We start from the raw sequence: 15,001 nt of genomic DNA, 5'->3' as shown, positions 1-15,001 counted from the left end.
CCCGGTCACGCCCTTTCAGCTGGACGGCCTTGCGGATTCCGTAGCCCGCCTCGCCCGCCGGGCCCCCGATGGCCCAGCGGTAAAATGCCGCTATGACCCACGACTGGCTGCTCGTGGAGACACTTGGCAGCGAGCCCGCCGTGGTGGCAGAAGGCCCTCGGACCAAGAATCTCATCCCGATCAGCGCGTTCTTGAGACGCAACCCCCACCTGATGGCCGTTCAGTCGGCCATCGGTGAAACCGTGCGCGCCGGCCTCGGGCTGAGCAGCATCACGCCGAAGAACGACCGCGTGATTCGTACTGAAGTGATCAAGATGTCCGACGGAGTGATCCACGGTGTCCACCTGTGGATCGGTCCGCCGGACCTCGATCCGCCCGAACGGCCGATACCCGGACCGCTGATCTGGGACCTCGAGACGGGCATCGCCACCGACACCCGCGAGTCGCTGTGGAACAGCGGATGGGACCCCGACCGGACGCCGACGCAGGGCAGGGCGTTCGCCGACGATCTGCCGCGCCGTGAGCTCAATCCGAGCGAAGCGAAGGTGCTGTGCATGGCGATCAAGCCCGAAGTCGGCACGACGTTCGCCAGCACCTGGGACATCAGCGATTTCAATCGTGAGCCGATCACCATTGGATTCGTGTCGCGGGTGGTGCAGGAAAGCCAGGATGACGGCACCGAGAAGCTGATCTGCCGAGCGATGAATTGGCGCAGCATTCCCGAGGATTCTGATGCGCCACGCGACCAGCTGGCGCAGCGCATCCTCGACGGTCTGGCGCAACCCGGCGTGCACCGGTGCCTGGTCGATCTGCAGAATTGGACGCTGTTGAAGTGGCTGGACGACCCGGCGCCGTTCTTCGACTGGCGCGCCACCATGACCGGCAACCGCGCCGTGCATCCGGCCGACCGCGGCCGAATGCTGGAGATGACAGGTGATTTCGTTCCAACGGGCACCGCGTCGGGTGTCCTTCGGATGGTGGCCAACGGCGGCGGATGGACACCGGTTCACGTGACAGTCAATAGGATTCAGCTCGACAACGACGTCTACGCGGGCCTGGCGACGCTGCGTGTCCCCACCGAGACGGAAATCGCCGCCGCCAAACTGGTCGACATCGGCGACACCGCCAGGCGTTAAGCCTCGGCCGGGCCCGCTTTCGCGGTGGCACGGGCCGGGCCCACACCGAACCTGCCCAACGGCACCGCCGCGGCGACGGTGACGACGACGTCGAGGTCTTCGACCACGCATCCGGTCATGGTCGTGCCCATGGCGTCCGTGAGCGCGGCGGCGCGGGCGCACGCCGTGTCCGCACCGTCCGCGAGATGCGCCGCGGCGGCCAACGCCGCCAGGTCAGCCGCCGCCTGAGCCCGGTGCCGCGCGACCACCGCCGCGCCGACGTAGACGCCACCCGCGGTGAGCGCCAACAGGATTGCCATCACCGCGACCGCGATCAGGCTCGCTGATCCACGTTCAGCCCATGCCAGGTTCGGCCGCGGCGACCGCCTCCGCCGCGATGCTGACAGCCGGCAACATCGGCGACCGGGCCGTGACGGTGACGACGACGTGCCCACCGTCGCGCCGTATCCGCACGACCGCCCCGTCCGGTGCAATGCGTTGCGCCGCAACGGTGGCCGACTGATCACCGCGCGCGGCGAGGCGGGCCGCCTCGCGCGCGGCGTCGATGCACCGCACCTGCATCGAGACAGCGGTGAGCCCCGCGACGCACAACACCAGCACAACCACCAGCGCAGCGATAGCGAAGGCCGCTTCGACCGTGACGCCGCCCGACTCATCGCCTAGACGTTGGTGTTCAACGCCCTGGTGATGATGTTGGTCAACGCGCTGACAATCGAGTCGCCGGTGATCACCGTGTACAGGATCGCCCCGAACGCCGCCGCGGCGATGGTCCCGATCGCGTACTCGACCGTCGACATCCCGTCGTCGGCGACTGCCAGCAGCGTCAACCGGCCCCACAGCGTGCGAATCTTGTCCCCTGCCATGCTGTTTCCTCTCACTTCCGTCGGCGGTCACACGATCCCCGACCGCAACACGTCACCGGCCAACCCGGCGACCACGGGCACGATGCCCAAACACACGAACGCGGGCAGATAGCACAGGCCCAGCGGACCGGCGATCAACACCGAGGCCCGCTCGGCGGCGGCGTTCGCCGCGGCAGAAGCCTGATGGCGTGACTGGTCTGCCAACTCCGCGACGCCCTGCGCGAGCGCGGTGCCCGACGACGCGGAGCGCCGAGCCAACCGCATCAGCGCGTCCGCGCCACGGCTGTCGGCGCCTGTCCACGCCGCCGCCGGCTCGGCGCCCAACGCCAACAGATCAGCGGCACGGTTGAGCAGTCGCGCCAACGGGGCGGGCGCCGACGCCGCGGTGGCCGACGCCGCCGTCGACACCGCCATCCCCGAACGCAGGCACGCCGCGAACACGTCGAAACTGGACGCGGTGGCCAACGGATCGTCGACGATCTGCGCCGCCCGACGTCGCGGGCTGACGGGAGCGGCCCGTGCCCGCATCAGCGGCCGCGAATCGGCACCCAACATCAACGCGGCCGCCAAAAGCAGAGCAGCCCAACTCATCTCAACACCCGCGCAGTGATGTGATCCGACCACAGCAGGCCGCTGCACGCGAGCGTGACGCCGACGGCCAGCAACCAGCCTCCCACGGTGCTGGAGAACAGGAAGCCCAGCGGCTGTGCGCCGATCAGCTCGCCGAGTCCGACACCGAGCACCGGCAGCCCGGCGAGCACGGCGGCGGTGGTCCGCGCGCCTGTCATTCCGGCGTCGACATCGATGAGGAATCGTTCCCGCGCGACGATGTCCCGCTGGGCGGTCTGCATCAGCGTCGCGATGGACAGACCATGGTCCTGCGCCAGTTGCCAGCAGACGGCCAACCGTTCCCAATGCGCAGGCAGCAACGATCCGTCGGACACGCCGCGGAGGCCCGCGGCGACGTCGGCGCCGAGCCGACCGCGCGCCGCCACCGCGCGCAGCGACTCCGAGACCGGGCCGTCGACCTCTGTGGCCGCGACACCGAACGCGGCGACCGGGTGGGCACCGACGCGCAGTTCAGCGACGAGAACATCCAGCGCTCCCTGCAATGCACGCGATTCGGTGGCACGGCGGCCCGCACGTATCCGCCGTCGTCGGCGCACCCAAAACGTCACCCCGATGACAGCACAGGCCGCGACGGCGCCGACCGGCAACATCACCGCGAGCGCCACGCCGGCCACCACCGCGCCGGGAAGCACCAGTGACCGGCGTCGACGCGATTGCCGAAGGCCAACCGCTTCGCACCTGCCGTCCGGGGCCGCCGGTGCCACAAGCAGGGCAAGCGCGAGCGCCAGCGCCGCGCCACTCACAGCACTCCCCTTTCGCGCACCAGCGACACCAATGCCTCTTGGCCGCAACCAAATCCGTTGTCGATGTGCCACGCCGTCACGACGCGGACGCGGTCGTCACTGCCGCGTCGCAGCACTGAAATCTCGGTCAGCTTGCGCCCCCCATCAGGAGCCCGGCTGACGTGTAATACCACCTGCACGGCCGCGGCCAACTGGCTGTGCAACGCCGCACGGTCCAGACCGCCGAGGGCGGCCAAGGCCTCGAGTCGCGCAGGCACCTCCGACGGGCTGTTGGCGTGCACTGTGCCCGCGCCGCCGTCGTGGCCGGTGTTGAGCGCGGCGAGCAAGTCCGCCACCTCAGCGCCGCGCACCTCCCCGACGACGATCCGGTCGGGCCGCATCCGCAACGCCTGTCTGACCAGGTCCCGGACCGTCACCTCACCCACGCCCTCGACGTTGGCGGCGCGCGCGACGAGCTTGACCAGATGCGGATGCGCGGGCGCGAGTTCGGCGGCGTCCTCCACACAGACGATGCGTTCGGTGCGGGCGACGGCGCCCAGCACGGCCGATAGGAGTGTGGTCTTGCCTGCACCCGTTCCGCCGGAGATCAGGAACGCCAACCGTGCCGCGATGATGTTCTCCAGCAGCGAGCGAGCCTCGGTGGCGATGGCGCCGAGGCGAGTCAGCGCGGCGAGATCCTGGGTGGCCGGGCGCAGCACCCGCAGCGACACACAGGTTCCGCCCGCCGCGATCGGCGGCAGTACCGCATGCAGTCGGACGCTGAACTTCCCGGTGCCCAGCCCCGTCAATTGGCCGTCGACCCAGGGTTGCGCCTCGTCGAGGCGCCTGCCCGCCGACAGCGCGAGGCGCTGCGCCAGCCTGCGCACAGCGGCTTCGTCGGGGAAGCGAATCGAACTGCGCCGCAATCCGTTTCCGTCGTCGACCCAGACCGCGTCGGGCGCGGTGACGAGCACGTCGGTGGTGCCCTCGGCGCGCAACAACGGTTCCAGAATGCCTGCGCCGGTCAATTCGGTCTGCAGGACGCGCAGGCTGCTCAGCACCTCGCTGTCACCAACCACCCCGCCGGATTCCGCCCGGATCGCGGCGGCCACCACGTTGGGCCGCAACGGACCGGACTCCGCGGCCAGGCGCTCGCGGACCCGGTCGACCAACGAGGCGCTCATGCCGCCGACACCCTGCGCTGGTGCAGCACCGCGAGAACCCGCCGCGCCGCCGCGGCCAGAGGCGATCGTCGTCGCAGGCGCAGCCCGCCGCGTTCGAGCGCATCGGCCACCCGGGGTTCCGCCCGCATCGTCGCCAACAACGGCAACTCGACGATCTCCGCCACATCGCGCGGTCTCAGGCCGCCCGGTGACGGTCCCCGAACGACGACGCCCGCGTTGGGATTCGCCGTCGACACCCATGGACCGATCGCCGCGGCGGCAGCGCACGACCGCACGTCCGCCGGGGTGACCACGACGACGAGATCGGCCGCGTCCAGCACCGCCTCCACAGCACCGGTCGACCGCCGCGGCAGGTCGCAGATCACCGTCGCGCCGCCGCGACTGCCCGCATCGAGCACTGCGCTCAGCGGCACGGCGTCGATATCGATCCCGGCGCGTCCACCGGACAGCACGCGCACCCCGTGGCGTTGCGGCAAGGCATCCCGCAACGCCGAGTAGTTCAGCCGGCCGCCTTGCAACGCCAGCTCGGGCCAACGCAGCCCCGACTCGCGTTCGCAGCCCAACACCAGATCGATTCCGCCGCCCCACGGGTCCGCGTCGACCAGCAGCGCATCGGAGTCGGCGCCGGCCGACTGGGCCAACGCGGTCGAGAACACCGATGCGCCTGCCCCGCCACGCCCCGCGATCACCCCGATGATGGCGCCACGTCGGGCGTCGTCTCGACAGTCTTCGGCGGCGTCGGCCAGTTGGGCCATCAGCTCACCGTCGCCGCCGGGCAGCGTGACGACCTGAGCTGCGCCCACGGCGAGCGCGGCGTGATAGTCGCCCGGGTGGGGGTCGGCACCGACCACCAGCACCACGCGGCCGCGCCGGGGCAGAGCACGCTGTGCGCACCTGCGGGCGGCGGGCGCATCGAGCACGACCGCGCCGGCACCCGACCATGCGTTGCGTCCGGACGGGTCGGCGGCGTGCACGACGGGCAGGCCGACGGCGGCCGCGACGCGGTCGACGTCGTCTCGTAGCGAAGGATCGGCGACCAGCGCCAAGACCCCGGTGGTTGCGGTCATGGCCTCAGGCTGCTGCCGGTGACCGACAGCCCGCTACCGGCGCGACGGCATCTGTGGATGAAAGCGAGTCTGTGGACAACCTGACAAACCAATTGGTATGTCCGGTGAAAATCGCATTCCGCAACTACTCAACGCGAAGGTGTTGTCCCATTTGCGAAAGAACCCCACAAAAAGGGACGACCCCCGCCAGGGGGGGAGGAGGCGGAGGTCGTCGTGTATCAGCCCCGGGGGGTCGGGCTGATGCACACCCGGCATAAGCCGAGTAATGCTCACTATACACACGGCACTGCGGGCGGGCGCAAGTGCTGCTTGCCAGAGAAAGCACAAGACAGCAGGAAGAGTGCAGTTACCGGCACGTGTCGTGAACTGCCAGTTTGTACACTCTGTCGCCAATTGTCACGCACCGCCCCCTATGCTGGCGGTGTGACCGCATCCGAGCAGGCGGCCGACCGGGCGATTGCACCGCAGACGACACCGACGCCCGGCAAACCAATTCGGACGGCCGCCTTCTTCGACCTCGACAAGACGGTCATTGCCAAATCCAGCACCCTGGCCTTCAGCAAACCTTTCTTCGACCAAGGGCTAATCAATCGGCGCGCAGTTCTCAAGTCGACTTACGCGCAGTTCCTATTCCTGATGTCGGGCGCCGATCACGATCAAATGGATCGAATGCGGTCGTACATCACCAATATGTGCGCCGGCTGGGATGTCGAACAGGTCAAGTCGATCGTCAACGAGACGCTGCACGACATCGTCGACCCGCTGGTGTTCGCCGAGGCCGCCGAGTTGATCGCCGATCACAAGCTGTGCGGCCGCGACGTGGTCGTGGTCTCGGCATCTGGTGAGGAGATCGTCGCGCCGATCGCGCGGGCGCTGGGCGCGACGCATGCCATGGCCACTCGGATGGTGGTCGAGGACGGCCGCTACACCGGGGAGATCGCGTTCTACTGCTACGGCGAGGGCAAGGTCGAAGCCATCCGGGCGCTGGCTGCCCGGGAGGGCTATGCGCTCGAGCATTGCTATGCCTACTCCGACTCGATCACCGATCTGCCGATGCTCACCACCGTCGGCCACCCATGCGTGGTGAACCCCGACCGCGCGCTGCGCAAAGAGGCCGCGGCCCGCAACTGGCCAGTGGTCAACTTCTCCAGACCGGTGTCGCTGCGCGATCGCATCCCGGCGCCGTCGGGAGCCGCCGTCGCAACCACCGCTGCGGTCGGGGTGAGCGCCCTCGCCGCGGGCGCGCTGACGTACTCGCTTCTGCGTCGCTTCGCATTCTGACCAACGCGACTTCGGAGTAGCGAAGTCAGTAGCTGACGGCCCGGTGTAACGATCGCGAGACACCGGCAATTGGGCCTTGATGTGACGAGTGTCACGGGGTACAAAGGAAGCACGGAAGCCAGGGGCGGCCAAGACCGAGCCGGAAGAGAAGGCTCGATCTCCCAAACCCGGCCTCCCAGCACGGATCCCGGCACCCACGCGGAGCACATACCGCGGAATAGGTAAAAGTGTTGCGGGCCTGCGTGATTGCGAAGAGCGGACGGCCACGACGACCCTTTGGGTGGGGTTGCAGTCGTAGCGCATCGCACGGACGCCGAGGCCACCCACGCAACCCACAAAGCACGCTTGGTAACCGGAGTCCGTGCTAGCGGGCGGCGAGCCGAATCAGTTCGGAGCGTCGCCCGCTTCGCGTTGCTGAGCCGGTTGACTCACGCCTGAGCCTTTGCGATCGCCAACGCTTCTCGCGCGCCGGCGTGCAGCGCTTCGGCGCTCAACACCAGCCATGCCGTCAGGCCGTCCGGCGTGCCCGACGCGAAGCCTCGCGCCGCCGCCCGGTAGTCCCCGGAACGCTGCATCCAATACATCTCGGGTACCCCGAGGCCGTGCGGATCGAGCCCACTGGCGATCGTCACCAGCCGTGAGACCGCCCGCGCGACCACGCCGTCGGCCGTGCCGAACGGCGCCAGTGTCAGCAACTCCCCGTGCACCACCGCGGCCAACACCGGGGCGGGGACCATCGTTCCGCCGGTGACGATGTCTGCCAACAGCGCCAGCCGCTGACCGACCTCGGCGTCGCCGCGCGGCCTGCCGAGCCTGTCCTCGTCGGCCAGGTCGGCCGCCGCCAATGCGTGGAGCCGCGCGATGGCCTGCAGCGGCGCCCGCTGCCACACGCCCACCAACGAGCTCTCCCCGCCCTCCAGGGCCTCCGCCACCCGCAACGCGCCTGCCAGCACGGGATCGGCCGCACCGTCTTCGGACAGTGTCAGTGGCCCGCCGTCGAGTACCGACGATGCGCGGGCGGCCCGCAGCGCGGCCTCCGCGGCGGTCGCGGGCCAGCCACGCAAGTTGACCCGATGGCGGTGCGCGCGGCCCAGCGCCTCACGGGCTTCGTCACCCGCGGCGGCCACCCCGGGCAGCTCGGCCAACGGGGCCAGCGGATCGGTCACGGCAGCACAGGCTACCGAACACGGTCGGCCACACATCGAGCGCGACCGCAACCCACCGTCGGCGCAACAGCCCGGTGACTAGGCTCACAGATATGTCCGACGCGCACACCGAAGTTCAGTCCGTCTACCCGCCCTCACCAGAGTTCGCCGCTGCCGCAAATGCCACCGAGGAGATGTACCGCGAGGCCGAACAAGATCGGCTGGCGTTCTGGGCGAAACAGGCCAACCGGTTGTCCTGGGCCACGCCGTTCGACGAGGTGCTCGACTGGTCGGGCGCGCCTTTCGCGAAGTGGTTCGTCGGCGGCAAGCTCAACGTGGCCTACAACTGCGTCGACCGCCATGTCGAGGCGGGCAACGGCGATCGGGTGGCGATCCGATGGGAGGGTGAGCCCGGCGACAGCCGCGAGATCACGTATGCCGACCTGCTCGCCGAGGTGAGCAAGGCCGCCAACACGCTGACCGACCTCGGACTGGTCGCCGGCGATCGGGTGGCCATCTACATGCCGATGCTGCCGGAGGCGATCGTCGCGATGCTGGCCTGCGCCCGCCTCGGCGTGCTGCATTCGGTGGTGTTCGCCGGCTTCTCGTCGGCGGCGCTGGCGGCCCGCATCGAAGACGCCGAAGCCAGGCTGGTGATCACCTCCGACGGCCAGTACCGGCGCGGCCAAGCGGTGTCGCTCAAGGAGTCGGTCGACGAGGCCGTCAAGGGACAAGACTCCGTCGAGCACGTACTTGTGGTGCGCCGCACCGGAATTGACACACCATGGACCGACGGCCGCGATCTGTGGTGGCATGACACCGTCGAGAACGCCTCCGCCGAGCACACTCCTGAGGCGTTCGATTCCGAGCACCCGTTGTTCCTGCTGTACACGTCAGGCACCACCGGCAAGCCGAAGGGCATCATGCACACCTCCGGCGGCTTCCTGACGCAGGCCTCTTACACGCACTACTACGTCTTCGACATCAAGCCCGAGACCGACGTGTTTTGGTGCACAGCGGATATCGGTTGGGTCACCGGACACACCTACATCGTCTACGGCCCGCTGTCGAACGGCGCCACCCAGGTGGTGTACGAGGGAACCCCGAACTCGCCCAACGAGCACCGGCATTTCGAGATCATCGAAAAGTACGGTGTCACTATCTATTACACCGCCCCGACATTGATCCGGATGTTCATGAAGTGGGGCCGCGAGATCCCCGATGCCCACGATCTGTCCAGCCTGCGACTGCTCGGCAGCGTGGGTGAGCCGATCAACCCCGAGGCGTGGCGGTGGTATCGGGATGTCTTCGGCGCCAACAAGACTCCGGTGGTCGACACCTGGTGGCAGACCGAGACCGGCGCGATCATGATCTCGCCGCTGCCCGGGTTGACCGCGGCCAAGCCCGGATCGGCGATGCAGCCGTTGCCCGGCATCTCGGCAAAGATCGTCGACGAGGAGGGCAACGAGCTGGTGCCCGGCGCCGACGAGGGTGAACACGTCACCGGCTACCTGGTGCTGGATCAGCCGTGGCCGTCGATGTTGCGCGGCATCTGGGGCGACCCGGAGCGGTACAAGGAGACCTACTGGTCGCGATATGCCGACAAGGGCTGGTATTTCGCCGGCGACGGTGCCCGGGTCGACTCGGACGGTTCCATCTGGCTGCTGGGCCGCATCGACGACGTGATGAACGTGTCCGGCCACCGCATCTCGACCACGGAGGTGGAGTCCGCATTGGTCGGACACTCCGGCGTCGCCGAAGCAGCGGTGGTCGGCGCCTCGGATGAGACCACAGGGCAAGGCATTTGCGCGTTCGTGATCCTCGAATCGCACGCCAAGGACAACGGCAACATGGTCGAGGAGCTACGCAACCAGGTGGCCAAGGAGATCGGCAAGATCGCGCGGCCCCGCGAAATTCACGTCGTGCCGGAGTTGCCGAAGACGCGCAGCGGCAAGATCATGCGTCGACTGCTGCGCGACGTCGCCGAAGGGCGCGAACTCGGTGACACCTCGACGCTGGTGGACCCCAGCGTGTTCGAGGCGATCAGGGCAAGCAAGTAGTCAAGAAGCCGAGGCGCCGACCGGGACGAAGCCTGAGCCCGGTCGGTTCTTCGCGGTGATGTCGGCCAACTGCGTGTTGAACGACATCGTCACCGCCGGCGTATGCAGCGGGATGTATTTCACGACGCACGTTGGCAATTCCTCGCTGAAGGCGCCGTGGATCATGCCGACCAGCCGGTTGTTGACGGTCACCGGCGCACCGGAGTCACCGGGCTGGCCGCACACCTGGTTGACGATCGTGCCGGGCTGCTCCCCCGGCCCCCACGTCACCCCGCACGAATAGCCGGTCGTGCGGCCGAGTTTGCATGCGATGTCGCCGAACACCGGATCCGGGCCGAGGCCGTCGATCTGGAAACCGTTGACGTTGTTGACCGGCTGCACCTTCTGCGGGTCGAACTGAATCACCGCATAGTCCAGCACGTCGTTGCCTGCCACCATGGTGCCGAGCACCCCGGCGGCATCCTGTCCTTCGGCCGACACCCGTTCCCCTGGTCCGCCGCAGTGCGCGGAGGTGAAGCCGACCAGGTTGCCGCGATTGTCGTTGCCGATCGCGGTGAGCGTGCAGAATGTGTCGCCCTCGATGACGATGCCCGAGCCGCCGCCCAGCGGCACCAACCCGTCGGCGTGAGCGGACGGGACCACGAGCGCGCACAGCGCCGCGATCACCGCGGACACCGTCAGGCAGCGGACGCTGGTCCTCAAATGTCAAACTCCCGTCCACGTGCCGCCTGACCATGCAACGCCGTCAGTCTAACTTCGGCCCGGATCGTTTCCGTGGACGCCACGTGGCAACATGAACGCGACTGACACCGGATGCCGGGGAGGAAGTGTTCCGTGAGTGATCGCAGGGATGGCGTGCCGACGACCGTGACCTCGATACCGCTGGTCGACCCGCATGCGCCCAAGGAGAACCCGTCGATCGGTGACCTCGTCAAGGATGCGACGGCCCAGGTGTCGACGCTGGTCCGCGCCGAGGTGGAACTGGCCAAGGCCGAGATCACCCGCGACGTCAAAAAGGGCCTCACCGGCAGCGTCTACTTCATCCTCGCCCTGGTCGTGTTGTTCTACTCGACCTTCTTTTTCTTCTTCTTCCTCGCCGAACTGCTCGACACCTGGCTGTGGCGATGGGTGGCGTTCCTGATCGTGTTCGCGCTGATGCTGGTGGTCACCGGCGGGCTGGCCCTGCTCGGGTACCTCAAGGTGCGCCGCATCCGCGGGCCGCAGAAGACCATCGAATCGGTCAAGGAGACCCGCGAGGCCCTCACCCCGGGCCACGACAAGGACAAGGCCATCACGGCATCGCCCAACGGTGAAGGTCCCGGCGCGCAGACCGATCCGTCAGGCTGGTAATGGCCCCGCCCGACCCGTCGGTGGTCCGCATCGACGGTCCCTGGCGGCATCTCGAGGTGCACGCCAACGGGATTCGCTTCCATGTCGTGGAGGCGGAGTCGGCTCAAGCGGCGAAGGCTCCGGTCACGGACAGGCCGCTGGTGATTCTGTTGCACGGCTTCGGATCATTCTGGTGGTCCTGGCGCCATCAATTACGCGGGCTGTCCGGTGCCCGGGTGGTCGCGGTCGACCTGCGCGGCTACGGCGGCAGCGACAAACCGCCGCGCGGATACGACGGCTGGACGCTGGCGGGCGACACCGCAGGCCTGGTGCGCGCGCTGGGCCACAAGGCGGCAACGCTGGTCGGGCATGCCGACGGCGGGCTGGTGTGCTGGGCGACCTCGGTGCTGCACCCGCGGATGGTGAGGGCCATCGCCCTCGTCAGCTCACCGCATCCCGTCGCGCTGCGGGCGTCGACGCTGACCCGACGCGACCAGGGCGGCGCCCTGCTGCCGTCGATGCTGCGCTATCAAGTGCCGATGTGGCCCGAACGTTCGCTGACGCGCAAGGACGGCGAGGAGCTGGAGCGCCTGGTGCGCAGCAGGGCCAGCGACAAATGGCTTGCCTCAGAAGACTTTTCGGAGACGATCGGGCATATGCGGCGGGCCATCCAGATTCCGTCGGCCGCACACTCGGCGCTGGAATATCAACGCTGGGCGGTACGCAGCCAACTGCGCGGTGAGGGACGGCGGTTCATGCGTTCGATGAAGCGACCGCTGGCCGTACCTGTGCTGCACATGCGTGGCGACGCCGATCCGTACGTGCTGGCCGACCCGGTGTACCGAACCCAGCACTATGCGCCGCACGGACGTTACGTATCCATCGGCGGCGCAGGACATTTCGGCCACGAGGAAGCGCCTGAGCCGGTCAACGAGCAGCTGTCGAGGTTCCTGAAGCAGGTGTACGGCTAAGCGCCGCCGACGCAGGTGCCCGTCGGGACGCGTTCGGTGTTGCCGATCTTCGCCATCTGCCTGGAGACTTCCTTGGCGGTCAGCACGAAGCCGGTGTCGGCGTCGTCGACGGCGGCACCGAACACCACGCCGAGCACCTGGCCCGACCGGTTGATCATCGGACCGCCCGAATTCCCTTGCCGCACAGTCCCTCTGATCGTATACACCTCGCGGGTCACGGTCGCGGAGCGGTAGATGTCGGGGCCGTTGAGTTCGATGATCTCGCGAACGCGGGCCGGGGTGGCGACGAAGTCGCCGCCGCCCGGATACCCCATCACGATCGCGTCGGTGCCCGTCGGCGCGGCACCCTCGGCGAACTGCAGCGGCTGCGACGGCAGATTCGGCACGTCGAGGATCGAGATGTCGGCTTCGGGATCGTAGGACACCACGCTCGCGTCGTACGTCTGGCCGTCGACCTCGACCGTGACGCTGTCGGAGCCCGCCACCACGTGCGCGTTGGACATCACCCGATTGGGTCCGACCACGAAACCGGTGCCTTCCAACACCTTTTGGCAGCTGGGTGCGACTCCGCGGATCTTGACGACGCTGGGCCTACTGGCGGCGACCACGGCGTCGTTGGCCAGCGCGGCGTCCGGCGCGTCGACCGCGATGATCGGGGTGCGGCCGTACTCCGAGAGCACGTCGGGCAGCCCGGATGTGTCGAGCAGGGCCGACAGCCGCGTCGGCACGGACTTCAGCCAACTGGGCGCCACCTCATCCACCTGGGCGAGCACCTTCGAGCCGCGCACCGCGGCGGCCAGGTTCGGCTGATCCGAGGACGTCAGCGGGGTGGCCAGCATCCACGCGGCCACCAGCACGGCGACCAGTTGCAGGCCGACACCGATGATCGAGTCGAAGGTGCGCAGCGCGCGGTTGCGCAGCGCACCGCGGACCGCGCGACCGAGCACCACCCCGGCGATCTCACCGATCACCACCAGCGCGAGGATCAAGAACAACGTCACGAACAGCTTGGTGCGCGGCCCGCTGATGTGGGAGACGATGTGCGGGGCAAGCAGCACCCCGGCGACCGCGCCCAGCACCACACCGACGAAGGACAGCAGCGAGCCGAGCGCGCCCGAGCGCCACCCGGAGATGGCGGCCACGAACGCGATCGCGAGGACGGCGAGGTCAAGCCACTGTGACGATGTCATTGTTGAGCTTCACCGTAGCTGTCCTCGCGCCCGACGAGCGCCATTGCCTCCTCGAGTTCTCGAACGTCGTCGGTGTTCCACGGCTTGGCCCACCCGGCGACATCGAGCATCGCCGAGATCACCTGACCGGTGAATCCCCACACCAGCATCTCGTTGAGCAGGAATGCCGGGCCCGCGAAGCGGCGGGTGTTTTCCTTGCGGTACACCATGATTCGGTTCTCGGGGTTGATGAACGCGCGCACCGGCACCCTGGCAACGATCGCGGTCTCGTGTTCGTCGACGACGGCCACCGGCCCAGGATCCTGTGAATACGCCAAAACCGGGACGACGTGAAAACCCGACGGCGGGATGTACATCCGCTCCAGCGTGCACAGTGGCTGCAGCCTGCCGGTGTCGATGCCGGTTTCCTCGTTGGCCTCGCGCAGCGCGGTGTGCACCGGGCCGGCGTCGCCGGGATCGGCGGCCCCGCCGGGAAACGCCGCTTGACCGGCGTGGTGGCGCAACGTCGAGGCGCGCACGGTGACCAGCAGGTCGGCGTCATCAGGCAAGCCGCCGGACGCCGATTCGGCCGGGCCGGAGAACAGCACCAGCACCGCGGCGTCGCGCTTCTCCCCGGTGATCGCGGCCTTGGTGTTGGCGGCGGTGACCAGGGCCAGCACCTCCGGCGGCACCCGCCTGCGGTAGGCGCGTTTGACGTCCCTGCAGTTGTCGGTCAGCGGTTTGAGCCAGGACGGGGCCGAGCCGGGGTCCAGATCCCCCGCAGCCGCACCCCAACTCACGCCGGTACTCCTATCTGGGGGTCCACCGCCGCGGCGATCTCGTCGGCGTTCGCGAACGACCTCGGCAGAACTTCGGCAACGCTACCGTCCGCGCGCAACACCACGGTGGCGGGCATCACGTTCGGTACCCGCAGGGCCGCGGCGATCAGCCTGCGCCCGTCCTGCAGGGTGGGCAGCCGGACGCCGAGTTCGGCCAGCCGCAGCAACGCCGCTTCCTCGTTCTCGTCCTGATGCACGGTCAGCACGGTGACCGCGGATCCGGCGCGGCGCTGATACTCGGCCATCGCGGGCAGTTCCTGGGCGCACGGCCCGCACCAGTAGGCCCACAGGTTGAGCACTGTCGGGCGACCGGCGACGGCGGTGGCCACGTCGACGCGCTCGCCATCGCCTGCGCATTCGAGGGTGATGTCGCGCAGAGGCGCGGGTCCTGGCCCGGTGCCGACCGGACATGGCGGCAGGTCGGCGCGCGCCCGCGGGCCCGCGAGCGCTTCCGGCGTGTCGGCATCGCGATGCTCACGTGCCTGGAACTGCCCGGCAGGCGACGTGGGACCGGGCTGGTCGCCGAGCTGGGTCCACAGCGCCACCCCCAACGCGACCACGACGACCAGCACGGCGACGGTCCACCGGGTCGACGTGCTCATTCC

The 15,001-nt window shown here is 68.6% G+C and carries 17 protein-coding genes; 5 read left to right on the top strand and 12 right to left on the bottom strand.

Annotated elements, in window-relative coordinates; genetic code table 11:
* Window positions 1–92 precede the first annotated feature (92 nt).
* Window positions 93–1,136: a PAS domain-containing protein gene (locus C1A30_RS28480; RefSeq protein ID WP_101951597.1), complete on the top strand. Its 1,044-nt coding sequence runs from the start codon at window positions 93–95 to the stop codon at window positions 1,134–1,136.
* Here the strand turns inward: C1A30_RS28480 and C1A30_RS36240 are convergent.
* Genes C1A30_RS36240 through ssd form a run of 7 tightly spaced genes read right to left on the bottom strand, consistent with a single transcriptional unit; the run spans window position 1,133 to window position 5,602 of the window.
* Window positions 1,133–1,483: an Rv3654c family TadE-like protein gene (locus C1A30_RS36240; protein WP_255413286.1), complete on the bottom strand. Its 351-nt coding sequence runs from the start codon at window positions 1,481–1,483 to the stop codon at window positions 1,133–1,135. The genes C1A30_RS28480 and C1A30_RS36240 overlap by 4 nt on opposite strands.
* On the bottom strand, window positions 1,470–1,754 hold the full coding sequence (locus tag C1A30_RS36235; RefSeq protein ID WP_235010390.1) for a TadE family type IV pilus minor pilin: 285 nt from the start codon (window positions 1,752–1,754) through the stop codon (window positions 1,470–1,472). The genes C1A30_RS36240 and C1A30_RS36235 overlap by 14 nt, the downstream gene beginning before the upstream one ends.
* Before the next feature lie 41 nt (window positions 1,755–1,795).
* Window positions 1,796–1,999 (bottom strand): DUF4244 domain-containing protein, encoded by a 204-nt coding sequence (locus tag C1A30_RS28470; RefSeq protein WP_101951595.1) that lies wholly within the window; start codon window positions 1,997–1,999, stop codon window positions 1,796–1,798.
* A gap of 27 nt (window positions 2,000–2,026) precedes the next feature.
* Window positions 2,027–2,590, bottom strand: a complete 564-nt coding sequence (locus C1A30_RS28465; protein WP_101951594.1) for a type II secretion system F family protein — start codon at window positions 2,588–2,590, stop codon at window positions 2,027–2,029.
* Window positions 2,587–3,372 carry a type II secretion system F family protein gene (locus C1A30_RS28460; protein WP_101951593.1) on the bottom strand — a complete coding sequence of 262 codons (786 nt, stop codon included), beginning with the start codon at window positions 3,370–3,372 and terminating at the stop codon, window positions 2,587–2,589. The genes C1A30_RS28465 and C1A30_RS28460 overlap by 4 nt, the downstream gene beginning before the upstream one ends.
* Complete coding sequence (locus C1A30_RS28455) at window positions 3,369–4,535, bottom strand: TadA family conjugal transfer-associated ATPase (protein WP_101951592.1); 1,167 nt, start codon at window positions 4,533–4,535, stop codon at window positions 3,369–3,371. Before C1A30_RS28455 ends, C1A30_RS28460 begins: the two co-directional genes overlap by 4 nt.
* Window positions 4,532–5,602, bottom strand: a complete 1,071-nt coding sequence (ssd, locus tag C1A30_RS28450; RefSeq protein ID WP_101951591.1) for a septum site-determining protein Ssd — start codon at window positions 5,600–5,602, stop codon at window positions 4,532–4,534. The genes C1A30_RS28455 and ssd overlap by 4 nt, the downstream gene beginning before the upstream one ends.
* 423 nt (window positions 5,603–6,025) lie before the next feature.
* Between ssd and C1A30_RS28445 the strand changes: the two genes are divergently transcribed.
* Window positions 6,026–6,883 carry an HAD-IB family hydrolase gene (locus tag C1A30_RS28445; protein ID WP_101951590.1) on the top strand — a complete coding sequence of 286 codons (858 nt, stop codon included), beginning with the start codon at window positions 6,026–6,028 and terminating at the stop codon, window positions 6,881–6,883.
* Window positions 6,884–7,311: 428 nt separating this feature from the next.
* Here C1A30_RS28445 and C1A30_RS28435 read toward each other — a convergent pair whose 3' ends face one another.
* A complete protein-coding gene (locus tag C1A30_RS28435) occupies window positions 7,312–8,049 on the bottom strand; it encodes an oxidoreductase (RefSeq protein ID WP_200828451.1) in 738 nt (245 codons plus the stop codon).
* A 92-nt stretch (window positions 8,050–8,141) separates the two neighbouring features.
* On the opposite strand from C1A30_RS28435, the gene acs reads away from it, so the two are divergent.
* A complete protein-coding gene (acs, locus tag C1A30_RS28430) occupies window positions 8,142–10,088 on the top strand; it encodes an acetate--CoA ligase (RefSeq protein ID WP_101951588.1) in 1,947 nt (648 codons plus the stop codon).
* Here the strand turns inward: acs and C1A30_RS28425 are convergent, their stop codons facing one another.
* The gene (locus C1A30_RS28425) at window positions 10,089–10,790 is read right to left on the bottom strand and encodes a S1 family peptidase (protein ID WP_101951587.1); all 702 of its coding nucleotides are present in this window, start codon (window positions 10,788–10,790) and stop codon (window positions 10,089–10,091) included. It abuts the gene before it with no gap.
* 111 nt (window positions 10,791–10,901) lie between these two features.
* Here C1A30_RS28425 and C1A30_RS28420 point away from each other — a divergent pair, with 111 nt between their 5' ends.
* Window positions 10,902–11,438 carry a phage holin family protein gene (locus C1A30_RS28420; RefSeq protein ID WP_067795927.1) on the top strand — a complete coding sequence of 179 codons (537 nt, stop codon included), beginning with the start codon at window positions 10,902–10,904 and terminating at the stop codon, window positions 11,436–11,438.
* Window positions 11,438–12,388, top strand: a complete 951-nt coding sequence (locus C1A30_RS28415; protein ID WP_101951586.1) for an alpha/beta fold hydrolase — start codon at window positions 11,438–11,440, stop codon at window positions 12,386–12,388. Before C1A30_RS28420 ends, C1A30_RS28415 begins: the two co-directional genes overlap by 1 nt.
* Here C1A30_RS28415 and marP read toward each other — a convergent pair.
* The 3 genes from marP to C1A30_RS28400 are packed head-to-tail and all read right to left on the bottom strand — an operon-like array spanning window position 12,385 to window position 14,998.
* Window positions 12,385–13,578: an acid resistance serine protease MarP gene (gene marP / locus C1A30_RS28410; RefSeq protein WP_101951585.1), complete on the bottom strand. Its 1,194-nt coding sequence runs from the start codon at window positions 13,576–13,578 to the stop codon at window positions 12,385–12,387. The two genes, C1A30_RS28415 and marP, sit on opposite strands and share 4 nt — an antisense overlap.
* Complete coding sequence (locus C1A30_RS28405) at window positions 13,575–14,357, bottom strand: CoA pyrophosphatase (protein WP_101951584.1); 783 nt, start codon at window positions 14,355–14,357, stop codon at window positions 13,575–13,577. Before C1A30_RS28405 ends, marP begins: the two co-directional genes overlap by 4 nt.
* Entirely contained in the window at window positions 14,354–14,998 is a 645-nt protein-coding gene (locus C1A30_RS28400; RefSeq protein WP_101952938.1) for a TlpA disulfide reductase family protein, read from the bottom strand. Before C1A30_RS28400 ends, C1A30_RS28405 begins: the two co-directional genes overlap by 4 nt.
* Window positions 14,999–15,001: the final 3 nt, after the last annotated feature.

Source organism: Mycobacterium sp. 3519A, from assembly GCF_900240945.1.
Lineage (GTDB): Bacteria > Actinomycetota > Actinomycetes > Mycobacteriales > Mycobacteriaceae > Mycobacterium.
The sequence above is the reverse complement of the archived record's forward strand: the minus strand, read 5'-3'. Positions and strand labels throughout refer to the sequence as shown.